Below are 22307 nucleotides of genomic sequence, written 5' to 3'. Positions count from 1 at the left end.
ATGGCGGCCGGCGGAGACAACCTTAGTGGAAGGTCAGCTCGCCATTCGCCACATCCACATGGATGGTGTCGGTCGGCCCGAAGCGCCCTTGCAGGATCAGCTTGGACAGCGGATTTTCGATCTCCTGCTGGATCGCCCGTTTCAGCGGCCGCGCGCCATACACCGGATCGTAGCCCGCCTCGGCAATCTTGTGCAGTGCGGCGTCGGTCACCAGCAAGGTCATCTCCATCTTGGCCAGACGACGCTCCAGGATAGCCAGCTGAATCCGCGCAATCGCGCCGATGTTCTTCTCATCCAGGCCGTGGAACACGACAATCTCATCAATCCGGTTGATGAACTCCGGACGGAAGTGCGAGCGCACCTCGGCCATCACCGCCAGCTTGATCACGCCAGGATCGGAATCCTCCATCGACTGGATCTTATGCGAACCCAGGTTCGAGGTCATGATGATCACCGTGTTCTTGAAGTCCACCGTGCGGCCCTGGCCGTCGGTCATGCGGCCGTCGTCCAGCGCCTGCAGCAGCACGTTGAACACGTCCGGGTGCGCCTTCTCCACCTCATCGAGCAGGATCACGCTGTAGGGCTTGCGGCGCACGGCTTCGGTCAGGTAGCCGCCCTCGTCGTAACCGACATAGCCCGGCGGCGCGCCGATCAGGCGGGCCACCGAATGCTTCTCCATGAACTCGCTCATGTCGATGCGGATCAGCGATTCTTCCGTATCGAACAGGAAGCCGGCCAGCGCCTTGGTCAGCTCGGTCTTGCCGACGCCGGTAGGGCCGAGGAACATGAACGAACCGTACGGACGATTCGGGTCCGACAAGCCGGCGCGCGACCGGCGGATGGCGTCGGCCACGGCATTGATCGCTTCGTCCTGCCCTACCACGCGCTCGTGCAGCTTCTCTTCGATGTGCAGCAGCTTGTCGCGCTCGCCCTGCATCATGCGCGATACCGGAATGCCGGTCGCGCGCGACACCACTTCGGCGATCTCTTCGGCGCCAACTTCGGTACGCAGCAGACGCTGTTTCGGCGGCGTGTTCTTTTCCAGCGACACGCCATTGGCCGAAGCCGCCTCGGCCTGCTTGAGTTCCGCTTCCAGCTGCGGCAGGCGGCCGTATTGCAGCTCCGAGACGCGCTGCCAGTTGCTCTCGCGCGTGGCCTGCTCCATCTGCAGCTTGATGCGTTCGATCTCTTCCTTGATGTGGGTACTGCCCTGCACCACGGCTTTTTCCGCCTTGAGGATTTCCTCGAAGTCGTTCAGCTCGCGCGTCAGGCGCACGATTTCCTCGTCGATCAGTTCCAGCCGCTTGCGCGAACCGTCATCCTTCTCTTTCTTGACGGCTTCCTTCTCGATCTTCAGCTGGATCAGGCGACGTTCCAGCTTGTCCATCACTTCCGGCTTGGAGTCGATCTCGATCTTGATCTTGGCCGCCGCCTCATCGATCAGGTCGATCGCCTTGTCCGGCAGGAAGCGGTCGGTGATGTAGCGGTGCGACAGTTCCGCCGCCGCAATGATGGCGGCGTCGGAAATCGCCACTTTATGGTGCAGCTCGTACTTGTCCTGCAGGCCGCGCAGGATGGCGATGGTGGCCTCGACGGTCGGCTCGTCCACCAGGATTTTCTGGAAGCGGCGCTCCAGCGCGGCATCCTTCTCGATGTACTTGCGGTATTCGTCCAGCGTGGTCGCGCCGACGCAATGCAGCTCGCCGCGCGCCAGCGCCGGCTTCAGCATATTGCCCGCGTCCATCGCACCATCGGCCTTGCCGGCGCCGACCATCGTGTGCATCTCGTCGATGAAGACGATGGTCTGGCCCTCGTCCATGGCCAGTTCCTTGAGCACGGATTTCAGGCGCTCCTCGAACTCGCCGCGATACTTGGCGCCGGCGATCAGGGCGGCCATATCCAGCGCCAGCACGCGCTTGCCCTTGAGCGAATCCGGCACCTCGTTATTGACGATACGCTGCGCCAGGCCTTCGACGATGGCGGTCTTGCCCACGCCCGGCTCGCCGATCAGCACCGGATTGTTCTTGGAGCGGCGTTGCAGCACCTGAATGGCCCGGCGGATTTCGTCGTCGCGGCCGATCACAGGATCGAGCTTGCCCAGGCGGGCGCGTTCGGTGAGGTCGAGGGTGTATTTTTTCAGCGCTTCGCGCTGGCCTTCGGCCTCTTGCGAATCCACTTTGGCGCCGCCGCGCAGGGTGTCGATGGCGGTTTCCAGCGATTTACGGCTCAAGCCGTTTTCGCGCGCCAGCGTGCCGGCGTCGGACTTGTCTTCGGTCAGCGCCAGCAACACCATTTCGCTGGTGATGAACTGGTCGGCGCGCTTCTGCGCCTCCTTGTCGGCGAGATTGAGCACCGCGCCCAGCTCGCGGCTGGCTTGCACATTGCCGCCGATGCCGGAGACTTTCGGCAGGCGCTCCAGCGCAGCCGTCAGCGCCTTGGTCAGGCCGCCGACGTTGACGCCGGCGCGCTGCAACAGCGAACGCGCGCCGCCGTCGTCCTGGTTCAGCAGGGCCGTCAGCAGGTGCAGCGGTTCGATGTACTGGTTGTCATTGCCCACGGCCAGACTCTGCGAGTCCGACAGGGCTTCCTGGAGTTTGGTGGTGAGTTTGTCTTGACGCATGGTGTTGCTCCGATATATTTAACTATCGCTAACATAGGGATCAGCGATAGCTTTTCAAGACGCAGCTACAACCATTTGTTGAGCGCCTGGTCGTCGCTGACGCGGGCATCCACCCAGCGCGCGCCCGCGGGCGTCTGCTCCTTCTTCCAAAACGGCGCTTCCGTCTTCAGATAGTCGATGATGAACTCGCTGGCGGCAAACGCCTCGCCCCGGTGCGCCGAGGTGACGGCCACCAGCACGATCTGGTCCTTCGGCTTGAGCGGGCCCACGCGATGAATCACCAGCGCGCTGAAAATCGGCCAGCGCAGCTTGGCCTTGTCAATAATGTCACTGATCGCCTGCTCGGTCATGCCTGGATAGTGCTCCAGCTCCATCTCCGACACAGTAGCGCCTTCATTCAGATCGCGCACCGTGCCGACGAAGGTAACTACGCCCCCTACTTTGGGATAGCCGGCGCGCAGCTGCGCCACCTCGGCCGATAAATCGAAATCCCCGGTCTGAATGCGGACTTCGTTCAGGCTCATGCGCGCTCCGAGGCGCCGATGCGGCGGAACAACTGCTCGATGCGGCTGGCGGTGCGGGCGTCGGCCAGGGCCGGCATCGCGCACAGTTGCAGATAGGCGGCGGTGGCCGATTGCGGCTTCTGGCCGGATTTCAACGACGATTGCAGCACTTCGACCTGCATCTTCAGCCGCTCGCGGGCAAACTCGGCGCCGCTGTCGACGCCGGCCAAGATTTCCAGCCGCAGCACTTCGTCCAGCAGCTGGGCGCGGTTGCGTTCCAGCTGCGCCGCGTAGTCGCCGCGCTTGCCGTTGAGCGCCTCCAGCGCGGCGTTGAAGCGGCCTTGCAGCGCCCGCTCATAATCATTGCCTAGCGACGGCAGCGCCGCCCATTTGGCTTGCCACTCGGCGGCGTCGATGGCGGCGCCATCCGAGGCGACTTCATTTTCCAGCGCCTGGTTCAGGCGCAGCTTGTCGCGCAACGCATTGGCCTGGGCCGCGCCAGCGCGGCGCTTGATCGCGTCCGCCTGCGCCTGCACCTTGCCGACCGCGTTGTGGTAGCGCTGGTTGATGCGTGCTTCGGACGCGCGCGGCACCACGCCAGCCGCATTCCAGGCGTTGGCGGCGTCCTTCAGCGCCTTGGCGATGGCAGCCAGCTGCGCCTTGTCATCGCCGCTGAAGGTAGCCTCTTCCAGTTCGTGGCAGATGGCTTCGCGGGCGTGCAGATGGGCCTTGCGCTCGTGATCGGCGGCGTGGGCGGTTTCCTTGCGCTTGGCAAAGATGGCGTCGCAAGCGGCGCGGAAACGCTGCCACAGCGCCTGCTCGACCTTGCGTTCCAGCGGCAGCGACTTGGCCTGTTCCTGCCAGCGTTCCTGCAGGCGGCGCAGCTTGTCCAGCGTGTGGCGGTCGGACGGTTCCAGTGCTTCCGCTTCGGTAATCAGTTCCTCGCGCTTGGCGGCTTCCACCTTGCGCTGCTCGGACAGCGGCGCCAGCATTTGCGCCAGCACCTTGTCGAAGGTGTGGTCCAGCTTGCGTTTTTCCTTGCGGTCGATGGTGCCCAGGCGGGTCCACATCTGCCGCAGGCGCTGGCCGGCGGCAGCCACGTTTTTCAGGTCGGCGCCATCGGCAGCCACTGATTCGGCCAGCGCGCGGGTTTCGGCGATCAGCGCTTCGGCCTTGGCGGCGTTGGCGTGACGCTCGTCCGCCAGTTGCTTGAAGTGGGCGGCGGCTGGGGCGTAGGCGCTGGTGCAGGCAGCGTCAAAGCGCTCCCACAGCGATTTCGGCGCATGGCCGGAGACCGCGTCCAGCGCTTTCCAGCGGTCGCGCATGCTGCCGACTTTCCTGGCCAGTTCACTCATCGGCATTTTCTGGCCGGCCAGGTCTTCCACGGCCTTGACCAGTTCTTCGCGGGAAACGTTGCCGCCCCAGCGGGCCCAGTCGCCCAGGCGCTTCAGTTCCGCGCGGACGTGGGTCAGGTGCTCGTTCTGGGCCGGCGTGAGGCGGGCCTTGTGCTCGCGCAGCCACTTGTCGTGCTCGGCGGCGGCGTGCAGCTGGCCTTGCTCCAGGGCGGCTTCCAGCGCCTCCATGGTTTCCAGGAATTTCTTGTCGACTTCCGTCGGCGGCTGCTTGGACTGCTTCGGCGCTTTCGGCGGTTTGGCCGGCTTGGCCGCCTCCGCGTCGGCAGCGGAGGCCGGCTCACCGTTGGCCGCCGCAGGGACCAGGTCACCCGTCGCCAGATCCTCCGCCACGCCAGCTGCCGCGTTGGCGGCGCCCGCCGGGGACGGGGTAGCGCCGGACGTGACGGCCGGCTTCGGGGGCACCGTCAACGCGGCGCGCGTCTGCTCGACGGCTTCAGCGAAGTCACGCAATAGATGGCGCGGCAAGGCGCCGTGTTCCGGCGCCTGCTGGTATTCCGCCTGGTCGGCGGCATGGCGTTCCAGCGCCTGCAGCGCCTCGCCGGCCGGCAGGCCGGCTTGCGGCAACTTGCGCACCGCCGCCAGCGCATCGATGATGCGGCGCTGCAATGCCACCTGCGCCTCGAGCCGCGCCGCCAGCGCCGCGCGGGCGGTCGCGTACGGTTCGGCCAGCGCCGGCACCGCCGCCACCACCTGCCACTGGCGATCCAGCTCCGCCACCTGGTTCGGCGTCAGTTTCTCATCTTGCAACATATGATGGGCCAGATCCAGGCACGCCTGGGCCTTTTGCTGCTCGGCCAGCTGGTAACGGATGGCGTCCAGCCGCCCCTGCATCAGCTTGGCGACGCGGCGGTCGGTATTGCGCACCGCCTGCAATACCTGCTCCAGGGCTGGCTGCGACTGCACATGCTCCGCCGCGCTCAGGCGTACGCTGGCAAACTCGCTCTCCAGGATCAAGGCAACGGCAGCCGCTTCGTTGCCATTCAGCGCGGCGGCGCGCTGCGTTTGCGCGTCCCGACGACCGGCGGTGGCGGCCGCAGCCGCATCCTGCTCGGGCGTGGCCGCAGGTGCTGTGGGAACGGCCGAGGTTTCGGTCGCACGCTTAAAGAGGAAATCGAACATGGTGCCCAGTGGTGATGGCTAAAACCACCATCATAGCAAAGCAGGGGAAATTTGCCCGGCTAGTGCTCTCCCGGGCGGTTATTTCATAATTGCATCGTCGCGCAAGGCTGGCCGCGCCGGCTTTTTCAGCGGTGGCGCCGATACTTCCTCCACGCTGACGATGGGCAGCACTTGCAGGCCAGGAATGGAAATCTGGCCGTCATCTACCGCCCCGCCCGGCAGCGCGCGACGGCGGGCCGACACCTGGGCCGCTTCTGCCGGCGGCAACCCGGAGCGTTTCATCTCATCCAGATGCTTGTCGTGCATCATCAGTTGATTGGCGATCGAGAACCAGGTTTCGCCGGCAATGGCGTTACGCGCCAGGCCGAACAGTTCCTGCTCTTCTTTTTCCAGCCGTTTCAGCAGCGAAGCGCAGAACAGGTCGATACTGTCGCACACTTCGCTGACCTGCTCGTCGCGCACATCGGCCAGCGAACCCAGCTTTTCCTGCAGCAGGCGGATCGAGGTCAGCGCGGCCTGGTTCAGGCGGTTGAGTTCGTCTAATAGCTGATCGGCCCGCTCGGTGGCGTCGCGCAGCGCCGGGATGAGATACATCTCGGTCTTGCGCCAGTGGCACGCCTGATACAGGGTGTTGAGGTTTTCGCAAGCGTATTCCAGCTGCGACAGCGTCATGCGGTTCTGCTGCATGAGCGTGGTGCGCACATACTTTTGAAACGATAGCAGACTCAAACGGACACTGGCTTGCTCGACCGAGAGGGCTACCAAAGTGTATGTGGCGGTTAACATTCTGACTGACTCCCAAGGCTGGATAGCGGAAGTAAAAGTGTAAAGTTTCCCGACAACGGCGCTTTGCGCTAGAACAAACCCGCAGGCGCGTTTGGTAGCACCAATATATCTCAAGCGTGGCGCGAATGCTATCGCAAAGGCAGTTGCAAGCGCACCATTCCGGCTTCCGGATGCGGCAATACCACGCCGCCGAAGTGGCGTATCAGTTTTTGCACGCCGGTATTTTCCGACAAGGCGTCGCCGACGATCTCGCGCGTGCCCCGGGCGCGGAAATAATCCACCAGTTTCTGGAACAAAATGTAGCCCAGCCCCTTCCCTTTCAAATCGGAACGCACAATGATGGCGAACTCGGCCGATTGGTTATCGGGATCCAGCACCGCCCGCACCACGCCCAGCGTTTCCGGCTGGCCTTGGGCGTTGGGCCGGGTGGCGATGAACGCCATGGCGCGGTCGTAATCGATTTGCGTCAGCCGCGCCAGCTGGGCCGGCGGCAGTTCGCGCATGGCGGAGAAAAAGCGCAGCCGCACATCGTCCGGCGCCAGCGCGCTGAAGAACTGCTGGTGCTGCGCGCCATCTTCCGGCTTGATCGGCCGCAGCAGGATCTGGCCGCCGTTCCAGTCCAGCCGCTCTTCCAGCTCCTGCGGATAGGGGCGAATCGCCAGCTCGGCGCGCCTTCCGCGCGCCTTGGCCAGATGCATACGCGCGCCGAGCGCCACTACGCTGCCGCCAATCGCCAGCAGCGGGTTCAGATCCAGCTCGGTCAACTCCGGCAGATCGGCCACCATGTCGGCCACCTGCACCAGCGTGCGGATCAGCGCCTCGGCGTCGGCCGGGGTCTGGCCCTGCGCCAGCAGGCGCGAGACGCGGGTGCGGTCGACCAGGTCGCGCGCCAGCGCCATATTTAATGGCGGCAGCCCGGCCGCGCGATCGGCCGCCACATCGGCCGCGATGCCGCCCTGGCCGAAAAACACCACCGGCCCGAACACCGGATCGTGACTGATCTGGATGCGCGCCGCCGCCAGCGTGGCGCCGGCCAGCGCGGCCTGCTGCGGGGTGGCCAGCGCGATGCCATAGGCCGCCATCAGTGCACGCGCATCGGCGTCGCTCAATTCACTGTGACCCGCGTGCAGCGCCGACTGCACCAGCGCGCGCGCTGCCGCCCGCTGTTTGGCGCCGGTGGTCGGCACGCCGACCGGCACTTCCATCAGCAGTTCCTGGTTGCGCCGGTACTGGGCGATCTGCAGGAAGCCGTTGACGGCCTTCTCCGGCGTGTCGTAGGTGGGCAGGCCGGCGTCGGCGAACACGCGGCGCGCCTGCGCCACCGAACTGCCGCCCAGCCAGCAGGACAGCACATTCTTGCCGGCCGCCTGCATCAGCGGGGCCACCGCACGGGCGATCAGCTCGCTGCCCACCATCGCGGTCGGCGCGTGCAGGAACAGCAGCGCGTCCGCCTGGGATTCGTTCAACAGCGTCTGCACCGCGCCGGTGTAGCGTTCGACCGGCGCATCGGCCAGGAAGTCGACCGGATTGGTTTGCGGCGCGCCGGCCTGCGCCAGCCGCTTCAGCGTCTCCGGCGAAAAGGCCGCCAGTTGCGCGCCGGTGCAGGACAGCGCATCGGCCGCGATCAGACCGAGGCCGCCGCCGTTGGTCAGCACCGCCAGCCGTTCGCCGCGCTGCGGCCGCTGGCGCGCCAGGGTTTCGACGGCGTCGAACAAATCCTCGGTGGAGTACACGCGCAGCATGCCGGCGCGGCGGATCGCCGCATCGAACACCAGGTCCGCGCCCGGCGCCGCATCGCGCCCGACTTTCAGCACGATGACCGGCTTGCCGCGCGCCGCCAGCCGTCCGGCCGACATGAACTTGCGCGCGCTGCTCACATGTTCAATACACAGCAGGATGGCTTCCGTTTCGCCGTCGGCCGCCAGATAATCCAGCAGGTCGCCGAAATCGACGTCGGCGCCATCGCCCATGGCGACAAAGCGCGAGAAGCCGATGCCGCGCTGGCCGGCCCAGTCCAGCACCGCCGTCGCCAGCGCCGCCGATTGCGAGACGAAGCCCAGCTTGCCCTTGCGCGCCGGCATCTGCGTGAAGCTGGCGTCCAGCCCCAGCGCCGGCGATTGCAATCCGGCGCTGCCGGCGCCGAGGATGCGCAGCAAATACGGCCGCGCCGCCTCCAGCATCGGCTGGCGCAGGCCGCGGCCGCCGCTGTGGCCCGGATCGGCCGTCATCACAATCGCCGCCTTGCAGCCGGCCGCGCCCAGGTCGTGGATCAGCCCTGGCACAGTGGCCGGCGGCGTGCAGATGATGGCCAGGTCGGGCGACACCGGCAATGCGCTCACCCGCGCATAACACTGCAAGCCTTGCAGCCGCTGGTACTTTGGATTGACCGGCCACACCGTGCCGCCGCCGCGCGTGAATTCCCCGTCCAGCAGATTGGCCAGCACCCGCGTGCCGATGCGCAGCGGCTTGTCCGACGCGCCTATGACGGCCACGGAACGCGGTTGGAACAGACGGTCGAGATTACGGATGCTCATGGTTGGCTTAGTTGGCTTACCAGCGGGAGGAATGGTCTTCGGTCACGCCCATCAGCTGCGTGACCATGCGTTTCGGCTGATCCGGCGCGGCGCGCACCCAGCCGCTGAAGGTGCCGACCGGCTGCAGATAGCGGCTGGCCGCCACCATCATCTTTTTATTGTCGCGGCGCGCGCCTTCCGGTGTGAAGTACAGGTCCAGCATATCGTCCTCGGTAAAGATGTGCCACTGCGACAGCGCATCCTTTTTATCGTACAGGAAGTGGGCCGGGCCCAGAGCAATCAGGTCGCCGTCGAGCCACAATGCGTTTTCATGGTCGCCGAAATAGCCGGCCTGCAGGTTGAAGCCCAGTTCCAGATTGTGCGCCGAGGCCCAGCGCCAGGCCGTGTTCCGCGCCAGCAGGCCGTTGGAATAATCGAAACTGGCGACGCCGCCGTCGAGCGTGAATTCGTCGCGCCAGGTGCGCACTTCGCCGCGCAGCGGCATCGCCGATGACTTTTGCGTGGCGTGTACCGAACCTTGCGCAATCGGCCCGGTGGCCAGCAGCAGCGGTGACGGCGACGGGCCGAAGCTGGCGTCAATTTCCAGGTAGTCGCTGCGCAGCGTCAGCGCGTAGCTGCCGTCGCCGCTGGTGTCGATCGCGATGTGGGTGCCGCGCCGCGAGAAGCTGCTCGATTCGCCTGCATGGTTGGCCAGCCTGGCCGACACCAGCGGCAAGCCGTCCTGCGACAAGTTGGCCAGCATGTCGCCATCCTTGCGGTCGAAGGTGTAGGCGAAGGCGGTGCTGGTCCAGCCCAGATCGACGACGGCGACCGCGCAGAATACTGCCTCGGTGCACAGCGCCACGTAGTGCCAGCGCTTGTGGTGAAAGCGCCGCCACAGCGGGCTGCGGGAAAACGGCGCGGCCAGCTGGCTCCAGTCGATGGTGCCGACCTGGCCGGCGTAGCGTCCAAACAGTGGCTGGCCGTCGGCGCCGAGCAGGCTGGCGGGGGCGGCGGGCAGCGTCATTCCAATACCTTCATGCGGCTTCCTTGTCATGAACGCTATTCTAATAAAGTTTTCAATATTGCCTGTGAACGGATTCCGGTTTTTTTCACCACTTTCACGCCAAAAGCGATATTTCCGTGCAGAATAACCCGAAAGATTTCCGATAACGATGAGGAACGCTCCCCGATGCGCGATTTCTTCCGCCGTTTATACCGTGCGATACTGCTGCCCGCCTTCGGCCTGGCGCTGCTGATTTTCACCTGGGCCGCCGTCACCTATCAGGTCCGGCAGGAACGGCACACTGCCCATTACGAAGCGGTGCTGCACAGCCAATCGCTGGCGCGCACGCTGGCCGAGCATAGCACTCACCTGCTGCGCCAGGTCGATCACGCTACCCAGCTGTTCAAGCTCAAATACGAGGAAACCGGCGGCGCGCTGCGGCTGGCCGACTTCACCCGCAAGAACGGCCTGCTCGACTCGCTGCTGCCGACCAAGCTCGATCTGCCGCTGGCCATTCTGGACCGGGACGGCCGCATCATCGACAGCATGAACGGCTACTTCGCCCCGGACCTGCGCCGCCAGCCGGTGTTCCGCAACCACGCCGGCAACCCGTCCGACGTGTCGCTGGTGGCCACGCCGGTGGTCGACAGCCGCACCAAGAAATGGCAGATCCAGATCTCGCGTCGCCTGAATCATCCCGACGGCAGCTTCGCCGGCATCATCATGGTGATGATCGATCCCGCCTATTTCGTCGAAGACCACGACCGCCTGAACGTCGATCCCGGCGGCGCGGTGATGCTGATCAGCCGCGAAAACGGCATGTCCGCCGCCCGCATCGACGACCAGGTGATCATCAGCGACAGCATCGACTTCAGCGTGCCGCAGCCCAGCGCCACCCAGCCGGCCGAAGAGTTTCTGCTCAAGCGCCGCTTCGACGCCGTCGACCGCGTGTACAGCTATGCCGAGATGCCGCGCTACCTGCTGACGGCGGTGGTCGGCGATCCGACCGCGTCGGCCATGGCCCGTTTTGAACGCCGCCGCAATATCTATTTCGGCGCCGCCGCCGTGGTGTCGGTTCTGGTCACGTTGTTCGTCTACCTGTTGATGCGCCAGGCGCACCGCCTGCGCCACACCGCGCGCATGGTGATCGAGGCGCAGCTGATGCTGCGCGCCGCCGCCGACGCCAGCCTGGATGCGGTGTACATGTTCAAGGCCTGCCGCATGCGCGGCGCGCGGCGCGAGATTCTCGACTTCACCATCGCCGACCTGAATGAACGCGGCGCGCAGCTGATGGGCTACCGCCGCGCCGACATCAAGGACAAGCGGCTGGTGGAGGTGATGCCGGACCTGCACTCCAAGGGCTTCGTCGAAAAATACCGCCACGTGCTGGAATCGCGCCAGCCGCTGGAGGAGGAGTTCGAGGTCGACTTCCTGCCTAACCGCGCGGTCCACTGGCTGCACCACCAGATCGTGCCGATCACCGACGGCGTGGCCGTCACCGTGCGCGACATCACCTCGCGCAAGGAAACCGAACTGGCCACGCGCCAGCAGCAGGCCGAACTCACCGCCGTCAACGACGCCTCGCCGCTTGGCCTGCTGCGCGCCGACGCCTCCGGCCACTGCACCTACGTCAACCGCACTTTTGAACTGATCACCGGGCTGACGCGCGAGGAGGCGCTGGGCGACGCCTGGATGCGCGCGGTCCACCCGCAGGACCGGGTGGTGCTCAAGACCGCGCTGCAGCACATGGCGCATACCCGCGCGCCCTACCAGGACACGCTGCGCTGCGTGCACCCGGACGGCATGATCGTCTGGGTCTCGTTCAAGATCGCCGCCATGGTGGTGGACGGCAAAGTCTACGGCTACGTCGGCACGGTGGATGACATCACCCACGTGCGCAAGTCGGTGATGGCGCTGCGCGAGAGCGAATCGCGGCTGCGTACCATCGCCGACACGCTGCCGGCGATGGTGGCCTACATCGACGCCGAACAGGTCTACCGCTTCCACAACGTGGCCTACGAGCGGGAATTCAACCGCACCGGCTCCACGGTGCTGGGCCGCAGCATCCGCGAAACGCTGGGCGCGCAGCGCTACGCCTTCCTGGAGCCGTACGTGCTGCGCGCGCTGGCAGGCGAAACCCTGACGTTTGAAGAAGACGACGACAGCGACACCACAGAACGCACCTACGAAGTGGTGTACATCCCGCAGATGGACGAAGACGGCGCCAATGTCATCGGCTTCCACGTCATGCGCCAGGACATCACCGTGCAAAAGCGCGAGAAACAGCGCTTGCTGCGGCTGTCGCAGGTCGATGCGCTGACCGGACTGACCAACCGCGCCGGCTTCCTGCAAAAGCTGCACGACGCAATGGCCGCCTCGCGCACCAACGCCAACCTGATGGCGGTGATGTACATGGACATCGACCGCTTCAAGCCGGTCAACGACACCTTCGGCCACGCCGTCGGCGACGCCCTGCTGAAGGCCTTCTCGGCGCGCCTGACCCACACCATGCGCGCCAGCGACACCATCGCCCGGCTGGGCGGCGACGAGTTCACCATCATCATGGAGCGCATCCACCGCACCGACGACGCGGCGGCGGCCGCCGCCAAGATCGTCACCGCGATGCAGGCCGATTTCGACCTGGGTGGCACGGTGGTGTCGATATCGACCAGCATCGGCCTGACCTACTACCGCGACGAGGATCTCAGCCCCGCCGAACTGCTGAACCGTGCCGACATCCTGCTGTACGAGGCCAAACAGGCCGGCCGCAACACCTTTCGCGCCGGTTTGCCTGCCCACCCTCCAGCCAGTAACGCAGCATAAGCGCGGCATAAATCAAACCGGGCGCCGCCGGCTTGCGCTATATTGAGCGCTTTCCGGCTGCTTCATCCTATTTTTTCATGCGTCTGCTGCACACCTCCGACTGGCATCTCGGCCAATCCCTGCATAATTTCGAGCGTCACTACGAACACCAGCGTTTTCTCGACTGGCTGCTGGACACCATCGTCGCCGAACAGGCCGACGTGCTGCTGATCGCCGGCGATATTTACGATAACGCCAACCCGTCATCCGCCTCGCAAAAGCAGCTGTACCGCTTTTTGCGGGTGGCCAAGGAGCGCGCGCCGCATCTGAACCTGATCATCATCGCCGGCAACCACGATTCGCCGGGCCGGCTGGATGCGCCCGGACCGCTGCTGGAAGCCCACGGCACGCGCGTGATCGGCGCCGTGCAGCGCAATGCCGATGGCGAAATTGACATCGAATCGCTGGTGCTGCCGCTGACGGGCCGCAGCGGTGCAGTCGAGGCCTGGTGCCTGGCCGTGCCGTTCTTGCGTCCCGGCGACGTGCCGCGCGTGGCCACGGACGATGGCGCCGATCCTTACCTGGCCGGTATCGCCACGCTGTATCAGCAGGCGTTTGCCCTGGCGCAGAGCAAGCGCCAGGACGGCCAGGCCATCGTCGCCATGGGCCACTGCCATATGGTGGATGGGCAGATGTCCAACGACTCGGAACGCCGCATCGTCATCGGCGGCACCGAGATGCTGCCGGCCGGGATCTTCGATCCGGCCATCGCCTACGCGGCGCTGGGTCACTTGCACCTGGCGCAGAACGTCGGCAAGCAGGAACATATCCGCTACTCCGGCAGCCCGCTGCCGCTGTCGTTCGCCGAGGTGAATTACGCGCACCAGATTTTGCGCATCGACCTCGATGGCCCGGCGCTGCGCGAGATTGTGCCAGTACCGGTGCCGCGCGCGGTGGAGCTGCTGCGCGTGCCGTCCAAGCCGGCGCCTTTGACGCAGGTGCTGGAGGAACTGGCCGCCCTGTCGCCGCCGGACGCGCCGGTGGAACAGCAACCGTATCTGGAAGTGCGCGTGCTGCTGGAGCAGCCGGAACCCGGCCTGCGCGCGCGCATCGAAGCGGCGCTGGACGGCAAGCCGGTGCGGCTGGCGAAGATTGAAACCTCGACCGCCGCCCGCACCTCCTCCATCGACAAGGAAGTGATGACGCTGGACCAGCTGGAAAAGCTCAAGCCCGACGACATTTTCAGGCAGCTGTACCAGCAGCGCTTCGGCAATGAAGCGCCGGCCGATCAACTGAGCGCCTTTGCGGAGTTGATGCTGCCATGAGGATCCTGAAAATCAGCGGCAAGAACCTGGCCTCGCTGGCCGAGGAATTCAGCGTCAATTTTGAAGCGGAGCCGTTGGCCTCCACCGGCCTGTTCGCCATCAGCGGCCCGACCGGCGCCGGCAAGAGCACCTTGCTGGATGCCCTGTGCCTGGCGCTGTACGACGCCACGCCACGCCTGCTGCGCGTGGCCGGCCGCAATTACCTGGCCGACGTCGGCAACGAGACCGTCTCCACCCAGGACCCGCGCACGCTGCTGCGTCGTGGCACGGCGGAGGGCTATGCGGAAGTGGACTTCGTCGGCAGCGACGGCGCCTCGTACCGCGCGCGCTGGAGCGTGCGCCGGTCCCGCACCAGGGCGGAAGGCGCTTTGCAGCCGACCATGATGTCGCTGAAACTGCTGCCATCGGAGCAGCAGATCGGCGCCACCAAGACCGAGGTCAAGGCGGAAATCGAAAAACGCATCGGCCTGTCGTTTGAGCAGTTCACGCGCGCGGTGCTGCTGGCGCAGAACGAGTTCTCGGCTTTCCTGAAGGCAGAGGACAACGAGCGCGGCGAACTGCTGGAAACCCTGACCGGCAGCACGGTCTATTCGGAAATTTCGATCCGCGCCTTCGAGCGCAACAAGCTGGAACAGGCTGCGCTGCAAAAACTGAATCTGCGCCTGGCCGACCAGAAGCCGCTCAACGCCGAGGAGCGCGCCGAGCTGCTGGCGAAAAGCGCTGACGCCGGCATCGCCCTGCAGGCGCTGGATCAGCAGAAGGCAGAGCTGGAGCAGGAACTGCGCTGGTACCAGCAGGCGGAGCGCCTCGAACAGGAAGAACAAGCCGCTCGCCAGGCCAGCGCCGATGCGCAAGCCTCGGTGGAAGCCGCCGCACCGCGCCGCGCCGCCTTGGTGCGCATCGACGCCGTGCAGTCGGCGCGCCCGCTGGCCGAGGATATTCTACGCATCGACAGCGACATCAAGGCCACGCAGGAATCCATCGTCGCCGGCACGCAAAACGTGCAGCACGCAGCGCTGGCACAGGAACAGGCCAATGCCGCACTGGCGCAAGCCGCCGCCAGCCAGCAGGAAGCGGAAGCCGCGCAGCGTGCCGCCGCACCGCAGCTGGATCAGGCCAAGGCGCTGGATGCCCGTATCGAGGCGATGCTGCCGGCGTGGCGGCAGGCCTCCGCCGCCTGCGAGAAAGCCGACCAATCCGATGCCGCCGCCAAGGCCGCGCTGCAATCGCGTCAGAGCGAGCATGCGCGACTCACGGCGCAGCAGCAGGCCGGCGCCACATGGCTGGAGCAGCACAAACACTGGAAGGCCCTGGCGCAGCAGTGGGAACGCTGGGACGTGCTGTTCGTGCAGGCCGGCCAGGCGGCCGCGCAGGCCGAGCGTCTGCATGCCGGCTTGTCGCGCGTGCAGCGCAACGCGCAGCTTCATCGCGATGAGGAAGCCGCCGCCAGCACCAAGCTGGCCGGCGCCGTCGAGGCGTTGCAAACGCTGGACCTCCAGCGCCAGCAGACCGCGCAGCACCTTGCCTCGTATTCGATCGAGCAGTTGCAGGCTTCGCGCACCAGCTGGGAGCAGTACCGCAGCCGCCTGACCAGCGCGGAAAAAATCTGGCTCGATCTGGAGTCGCGCCAGACCCGCAACGCGCAAATCGAAACGCAATCGGCACAACTGCGCCAAACCATGACAGCGGCCGAGACGCAACTGGCGGCGGCACAGCAGGAAAATATCGCCATTCTGGCGACCTGCGTGCAGGCGGAGCGTTCGCTCAAGCTGGCGGAAGCCGCCACCGCAGCCAGTGTGGAATCGCTGCGCCAGACGCTGGAAGACGACACGCCCTGCCCGGTGTGCGGCGCCATGGATCATCCATATCGCCACAACGACGACAGCCTGCAAACCATGCTGCGCGAATTACAGGGCGATGTGGCGCGCAGCCGTCAACAGCTGGAAGTCAACGTCAATCAACAGGCGGCGCAACGCGCCACCGCACAGGCCAGCGCCGATCATCTGAGCGTGCTGGCGGCTGAGCAGCGTTCGTTGCAGCAGCAGCTGGAGCGCGTGTCTGCCGCGTGGTCGGCGCACGCGCTGGTGGTCGCCAATGCAGTGCCGCCGGAAGCTGAACGCACTCAGTGGTTCATCGACAAGCTGTCCGAGGCGCAGCAGGGACTGGAAGCCGTCGAGCAGCAGGAGCGCGAAGTGCAGGCAGCGCGTGTAGCGCGCGACCAGGCGCAAACGGCTTACGAGCGCTTCGCAGCCGAACATACGCGCCTGCAAACCGTGGCCGCTGCCGCCAAGGCCGCGCTGGCGCAGGCCGATACCGAATACAAGGCACTGGAAGACCAGCGCATCGAGGTGGCGCTGGTGTTGAGCGGCCTGCTGGCCGATCTGGATTCGGCGTTCAGCGGCGGGGACATTCCGAGCGAGGAATGGAAGGAAGACTGGAAGTCCGGCCCGGCGCGGTTCTACGAGGCGCGCCAGGCCGAGAGCAAGCAATGGCTGGCGCAGCGCGCGGCATATGATGAGCGCGCTGGCGGCCTGGCCGCGATTGAGGTCGAGCTGAAAGGCCTGAACGAGGTGCTGGCAAGGGCCGGCCAGGACGCCCTCGCCGCGCGCGCTGCGTTTACCGCTGTGGATGCGGGCGTAAAAGCCAGCCAGGAACAGCGCATGGCCATGTGGGGCGGCAAGGAGATTCGCGACGTCGAAACCGCGCTGCAAGCTGCAGTCGATGCAGCCAAAGCGCGCCATGCGGCCAGCCAGGCCGCCGCTCAACAAGCAACGCAAGCCCGCACGCGCGCCGACGAAGCGTTGGTGCAGGCTGGCAATCGTCTCGCAACGCTGCAAGCATCCGCCGCCACCGCCGCCGCGCGCCTGGAAGACTGGCTGGGCGCATTCCAGCAGCGCCAGCCCGACGCCGGCCTGCACGATCTGACGCAACTGCGCGACCTTCTCGCCCTGTCCGCCGATGACATCAGCATAGAGCGCGAAGCCCTGCAAGCACTAGCCCGCGCGGCCGACCAGGCTACGACGGTGCTGCAAGAACGTCAACGCCAGCGCGAACAGCACCAACTCTCCGCCCCGCCGCCGCGCATTACCGCGCAGCCGCCGGCCGACGCGGACGGAGCCGACAAGGCTAGCGGTGACGCCGGTGCGGGCGTGACCGCCGGTTCAGCCGCAGGCAACGCTAACGCGAAGGCCGCCAACAAATCCGCGCCCGCCACCGCAGACCTGTGGGACGACGCCGCGACACAGGCCCTGGCACCAGCAGACGACGCGGCGCCGGAATCTACGCCAGCCGACGAAGCACCGGCCGAACCACCGGCCATGGTCATCGCTGCCCTGCTCAACGCCCTGCTGGCCGAACGCAAAACCGCCAACGACCACGCCACCGCGCTGCACCTCGCGCTGGCACAGGACGACGACAAACGCCACCGCTCCAGCGCCATGCTGGCCGAAATCGAACATCAGGAATCGATTGCCCAGCGCTGGGCGCGAATGGATGACCTGATCGGCTCCGCCGACGGCAAACGCTTCCGCAACTACGCCCAGCAATTTACGCTCGACGTCCTGCTGGGCTACGCCAATGCGCACCTCAACCACCTGTCGCGCCGCTACCAGCTGGAACGCATCCAGAACAGCGCCGCGCCATCGCTCGCCCTGCTGGTGCGCGACCAGGACATGGGCGGCGAAATGCGCTCCGTGCACTCGCTGTCCGGCGGCGAATCGTTCCTGGTCTCGCTGGCGCTGGCACTGGGACTGGCCTCGCTCTCTTCCAACCGCGTGCGCGTCGAATCACTATTCATCGACGAAGGCTTCGGCAGCCTGGATGCCGACACCCTGCGCGTCGCCATGGATGCGCTGGACGGCCTGCAAGCGATGGGCCGCAAGGTCGGCGTCATCTCCCACGTACAGGAAATGACCGAGCGGATCTCGGCCAGAATCCTGGTCCAGCCATCCGCCGGTGGCCGCAGCACCATCAGCGTTCAATAGGAGCTTGCATGCGCCGCGCCGCTCTCTGCTTGTTGTTTCCCTTGTCGGCAGGCGCAGCCACCTGCGCCGGCCCAACCATCCAAACCGACGGCTGGGAACTCAGCACGCCCGAAGCCAGCGGCTTCAATTCCACCACCCTGTGCCTGACGCTGACCGCCATCGCCCAGGGCAAGGACAACATCCACAGCATCGTCATCGAGCGCCACGGCAAACTGGTGGCGGAGATGTACCGCAGCGGCAAGGACAAATCCATCGCCCGTGGACTCGGCGTGTGGCCGCCGTTCGCGCCGACCGTCAGTTTCGGCCCGGAGACGCTGCACGACAACCGCTCCATCGGCAAAAGCGTCATCAGCCTGCTGATCGGCATCGAAAAACAGCAAGGCAAAATCGCCCGCCTCGCCACGCCGGTGCTGGACTACTACCCGGAATACAACGACCTGCGCTCCCCTGCGCTGGACGCCATCAACCTCGAACACCTGCTGACCATGAGCGGCGGCTGGAAGTGGGATGAAGGCGCGCAGCCCAACAACGAGATGCGCCTGTTCTGGAAAACCGATCCGGTACGCTACGTGCTGGAACGGCCGATCGAAGCGGCGCCGGGCACCAAATGGAATTACAACGGCGGCGGCACCCTGATCCTGGCCGACATCGTCAGCCGCGTCGCCGGCAAGCCGTGGCTGGACGTGGCCAACACTGAATTGTTCGCACCTCTCGGCATCACGCAGTGGCAGTGGGTGACCGATCTGCGAGGCCGCCCGGCGTCGTTCGCCGGCCTGCGCCTGCGTCCGCGCGACATGGCCAAGCTGGGACGCCTGATGTTGAACCATGGCCGCTGGAACGGCCGCCAACTAGTGGCGGAAGACTGGATCGACGCCTCGCTGAAGCCGCGCCTGAGCGTCGGCTTCCGCAGCCCCGGCGACCAGCCGGATGAAATCCACTACGGCTACCAGTGGTGGGCCGGCACGGCGGCGTGGAAGGATCACCGCGTCGCATGGAACGCCGGCTTTGGCAACGGCGGCCAGCGCATCTTCATCGTGCCGGAGCTGGACCTGACGCTGGTGGTCACCGCCGGCGACTACGGCTCCGACGACATGGGCGCCAAGGTCAATCGCCTGCTGCACACCGTGGTGGCCACCGTCACCGAATAGGAAGTAGCGCCGCGCTGTTTTTTTGCTATCATTCAGAGGGAGGTTCTCATCCCATGAATGTCGGCGCCATCCCATCCAGCTATGCCACCGTTCCGGCGACGCGCTTTGCGCCGGCGCCGCCAACGGCCAGCGCTGCGCCGCAGGCCACGCCGTCGGCCACCACCCAGCTGTCGGAAGAAGCGCTGGCCATACTGGACCAGCTCAAATCCCGCGACCTCGAAGTACGCCAGCACGAACAAGCCCACCTGGCCGCTGCCGGCGGACTGGCTACCTCCGGCGCCTCCTACACCTACCAGCGCGGCCCGAACGGCGTCGATTACGCCACCGGCGGCGAAGTCAATATCGACACCTCGCCCGGCGCCACGCCGCAGGAAACCATTGAACGCGCGCGCACCATCCAGGCGGCGGCGCTGGCCCCGGCCGAACCGTCCAGCGCCGATCGCGCGGTCGCCTCCCAGGCGCAGCAGATGGAAAACCAGGCCCGCGCCGAACTGGCGCAGCAAAAAACCCAGAACGCCTACGGCGCCGTGCCGGCCGCCGCGCCCTCGGTGGATATCTATGCGTGAGTGATAAAATCCCGCCTTTGCCTTTTCAAGCAGCGATACAACCATGTTAAAAGCACCACGCACCCTCACCTTCAAATGCGTTAAATGCGCCAAAGCCGTGCAAGTCCGCCTGCAAAAGGTCTCGGCCTGCTCGCACATCCAGCCTTACGTGGGCGTTTGCGCCTGCGGCGAGGTGAAACATCACGCCATCGGCCAGAAAGACGCCGTGCAATCCTACCTGGCCGCGCCAGAGGGTTGGACCCACCACCATTAATTTGCGCGCCGCGCCCTCAAGTAATCGACTACGCTACCGTTAATTATTGTAGAAGTTACATTGAAACCGGAATCCGCCATGTCTACCATCTCCAATCTGGGCGCGCGCCTGCCATCGCTGTTCACCGGCACCCAAGCCGACTCCAAAACGCCGGCCTTGCAGAAAACGCAAGGTGTCTCGGCTGCCAACTCGTCCAGCAAGGCGCTGGACCTGGACAGCCGCGTCGCCTCGCTCGGCAACGCCACGGTGGATTTCGCCCAGAGTTTCGTCAATAGCTTCACGCAAGCGCTGTTTGGCGACGACGCCAAAGGCGCGGTGATCGATTTTGACTCGGCCAGCCTGGAAGCCAGTTCCAGCGTCGCCGTCGGCTACCAGCACACCTCCGGCGCCAAGGGCACCACCGATGCCGCAGCCTTCAGCCTGACCGACAGTTCGCACTTCATCGGCAAAGGCACCATCACCACCGCCGACGGCCGCAAGTTCGATTTTGAAGTGGAAGTCCAGTACAACGCCGAACTGAGTGCGGCAGCCAGCCAATCCAGCAGCGCCGACGACGCCAGCAGCACGCAACCGGCCAAGCAGTCCGGCGACGGCAAGTCGATCAGCGACCTGCCAAGCGTGCAGTTGCCGAACATCGACTTCCCCGGCACGCTGGCGGACCTGTTCCAGCTGATCGGCCGCGACCTGCAAACCGCGCTGTCCACCTCCAACAACAGCAACGACAAATCCGACGGCATCGACCGCAACACCCTGCGTGGCCTGTCGCTGCGCTTGCTCAATCTGGTCGACAGCAAGGACACCAACATCTACGCAGCGCCAACCGCCGCCGACAAAGCCAAGGCCGCTGCCAGCGGCACCGAGACGCCGGCCAGTACAGAAGCCACGACGCCAACGACGGCGGCAAGCACGCCAGCCGCCGATGCTGCAGCCGCTGCCGGCGACGCCACGCCGGCCAACGCCGCATCAACCTGATCCCCACGCGGCTGACCGGTATAATAGCGACACTTTCCGCTACGCCGCCTGGCGTAGAGCGTCCTATATTCTGCCGATTGCCCCCACATGCCTGAACAAATTACCTCCTCCCCGACGCCACCACAGATCCATTGGGAGGAGAACGGCGAGCCACGCTCCGCGCGCTGGCGCTCCGAAGCCGGCATGCCGCCGCCAAAACGCGTGGTCATTGCCGACGACCGCACCAACGCCGACGTGGCCTACCGCCTGGCTTGCGAGGGCACGGCGCTGCTGTGGCGCGGCGACTTCCAGAATGCGCGCCAGCTGCTGCAAGCGCTGGCCCGCCGCGCCGACCACAAAGCCAAGCCGGCCAAGAAGAATAAGCCAGCCAAGATTCCCGCCACGCCGACCGAAGCCTTCCACCTGCATCGCCAGGCGCAGTCGCAACGCGCGCGCACGCTGGCCATGCTGCTGATTCCATTCGAAGACGGCTACACCATCCCGCTGCGCCGCGCGCCGGACGTCAGGCTGGCCTGCAACGAAGCCTACGGCCGCTATGAAGAACCGTTCATCGCCTCGCTGCGCGAACTGCTTGGCCTGATCGGCGCACACGAATGGCGCCGTACCGGCGTTGAGATTCCGGCGCTGGAAGCACGCATTCATCCGCACTATGGCGTGTTCTCGCCGGTGCGTGGCGAATACGTGCAGATGGTGGCAGACGCGCCGCTGCCGGCTGGCGTCAATCTGGCGTTCGACATCGGCGTCGGTACCGGCGTGCTGTCGGCAGTGCTGGCCAAGCGCGGCATAGCGCGCGTGATCGGCACCGACCAGGATCAGCGCGCGCTGAGCTGCGCCCGCGAAAACCTGGCGTTGCTGGGCTTCGACAGCAAAGTCGAATTGCGCGTGGCCGATTTGTTCCCCGAGGGCCGCGCGCCGCTGGTGGTGTGTAATCCGCCGTGGGTGCCGGCCCGTCCGAGTTCGCCGATTGAATACGCGGTCTACGATCCGGACAGCCGCATGCTGCGCGGCTTCCTGGCCGGTCTCTCCGAGCACCTGACGCCGGGTGGCGAAGGTTGGCTGATCCTGTCCGACCTGGCCGAGCACCTCGGCCTGCGTCCGCGCGAACAGCTGCTGGAATGGATCGCCGCCGCCGGCCTGAAAGTCACCGGCCGCCAGGACGTGCGTCCGACCCACCCGCGCGCCAGCGACGACACCGATCCCCTGCACACCGCCCGCGCCGCCGAAGTGACGTCGCTGTGGCGACTGGCAGCGGCTTAAGAGAATATTGATTCATCTCAACGTCATGGCGTGCGGCCT

At 65.7% G+C, this 22307-nt stretch carries 14 protein-coding genes; 8 read left to right on the top strand and 6 right to left on the bottom strand.

Features of this window, described 5'->3' with window-relative positions:
- Positions 1 to 22: 22 nt before the first annotated feature.
- The 6 genes from clpB to GTP55_RS22925 form a co-directional block, all read right to left on the bottom strand.
- Complete coding sequence (clpB, locus tag GTP55_RS22950) at positions 23 to 2620, bottom strand: ATP-dependent chaperone ClpB (RefSeq protein WP_161047139.1); 2598 nt, start codon at positions 2618 to 2620, stop codon at positions 23 to 25.
- Positions 2621 to 2685: 65 nt separating this feature from the next.
- Entirely contained in the window at positions 2686 to 3144 is a 459-nt protein-coding gene (moaE, locus tag GTP55_RS22945; RefSeq protein ID WP_161047138.1) for a molybdopterin synthase catalytic subunit MoaE, read from the bottom strand.
- Positions 3141 to 5657: a DUF349 domain-containing protein gene (locus tag GTP55_RS22940; protein ID WP_161047137.1), complete on the bottom strand. Its 2517-nt coding sequence runs from the start codon at positions 5655 to 5657 to the stop codon at positions 3141 to 3143. The genes moaE and GTP55_RS22940 overlap by 4 nt, the downstream gene beginning before the upstream one ends.
- A 78-nt stretch (positions 5658 to 5735) precedes the next feature.
- Entirely contained in the window at positions 5736 to 6359 is a 624-nt protein-coding gene (locus GTP55_RS22935) for a hypothetical protein (protein ID WP_371868416.1), read from the bottom strand.
- A 212-nt stretch (positions 6360 to 6571) separates the two neighbouring features.
- A complete protein-coding gene (locus GTP55_RS22930; protein WP_161047135.1) occupies positions 6572 to 8977 on the bottom strand; it encodes a bifunctional acetate--CoA ligase family protein/GNAT family N-acetyltransferase in 2406 nt (801 codons plus the stop codon).
- Between the two features lie 16 nt (positions 8978 to 8993).
- Positions 8994 to 9983: a DUF2804 domain-containing protein gene (locus GTP55_RS22925; RefSeq protein WP_161047134.1), complete on the bottom strand. Its 990-nt coding sequence runs from the start codon at positions 9981 to 9983 to the stop codon at positions 8994 to 8996.
- Positions 9984 to 10148: 165 nt separating this feature from the next.
- Between GTP55_RS22925 and GTP55_RS22920 the strand changes: the two genes are divergently transcribed.
- The 8 genes from GTP55_RS22920 to GTP55_RS22885 all read left to right on the top strand — a co-directional run bounded on the left by GTP55_RS22920 (position 10149) and on the right by GTP55_RS22885 (position 22268).
- Positions 10149 to 12785: a sensor domain-containing diguanylate cyclase gene (locus GTP55_RS22920; RefSeq protein ID WP_161047133.1), complete on the top strand. Its 2637-nt coding sequence runs from the start codon at positions 10149 to 10151 to the stop codon at positions 12783 to 12785.
- 77 nt (positions 12786 to 12862) lie between these two features.
- Positions 12863 to 14089 (top strand): exonuclease SbcCD subunit D C-terminal domain-containing protein, encoded by a 1227-nt coding sequence (locus GTP55_RS22915; protein WP_161047132.1) that lies wholly within the window; start codon positions 12863 to 12865, stop codon positions 14087 to 14089.
- Positions 14086 to 18072, top strand: a complete 3987-nt coding sequence (locus GTP55_RS22910) for an AAA family ATPase (RefSeq protein WP_161047131.1) — start codon at positions 14086 to 14088, stop codon at positions 18070 to 18072. The genes GTP55_RS22915 and GTP55_RS22910 overlap by 4 nt, the downstream gene beginning before the upstream one ends.
- Positions 18073 to 18080: 8 nt before the next feature.
- On the top strand, positions 18081 to 19220 hold the full coding sequence (locus GTP55_RS22905; protein ID WP_161047130.1) for a serine hydrolase domain-containing protein: 1140 nt from the start codon (positions 18081 to 18083) through the stop codon (positions 19218 to 19220).
- Positions 19221 to 19273: 53 nt separating this feature from the next.
- The gene (locus tag GTP55_RS22900) at positions 19274 to 19786 is read left to right on the top strand and encodes a putative metalloprotease CJM1_0395 family protein (RefSeq protein WP_161047129.1); all 513 of its coding nucleotides are present in this window, start codon (positions 19274 to 19276) and stop codon (positions 19784 to 19786) included.
- Between the two features lie 43 nt (positions 19787 to 19829).
- A complete protein-coding gene (locus GTP55_RS22895; protein ID WP_110848759.1) occupies positions 19830 to 20039 on the top strand; it encodes a hypothetical protein in 210 nt (69 codons plus the stop codon).
- 78 nt (positions 20040 to 20117) lie between these two features.
- On the top strand, positions 20118 to 21011 hold the full coding sequence (locus tag GTP55_RS22890) for a hypothetical protein (protein WP_161047128.1): 894 nt from the start codon (positions 20118 to 20120) through the stop codon (positions 21009 to 21011).
- 87 nt (positions 21012 to 21098) lie between these two features.
- A complete protein-coding gene (locus GTP55_RS22885) occupies positions 21099 to 22268 on the top strand; it encodes a methyltransferase (protein WP_161047127.1) in 1170 nt (389 codons plus the stop codon).
- Positions 22269 to 22307 lie beyond the last annotated feature (39 nt).

The organism is Duganella margarita (assembly GCF_009857535.1).
Lineage (GTDB): Bacteria > Pseudomonadota > Gammaproteobacteria > Burkholderiales > Burkholderiaceae_D > Rugamonas > Rugamonas margarita.
The sequence above is the reverse complement of the archived record's forward strand: the minus strand, read 5'-3'. Positions and strand labels throughout refer to the sequence as shown.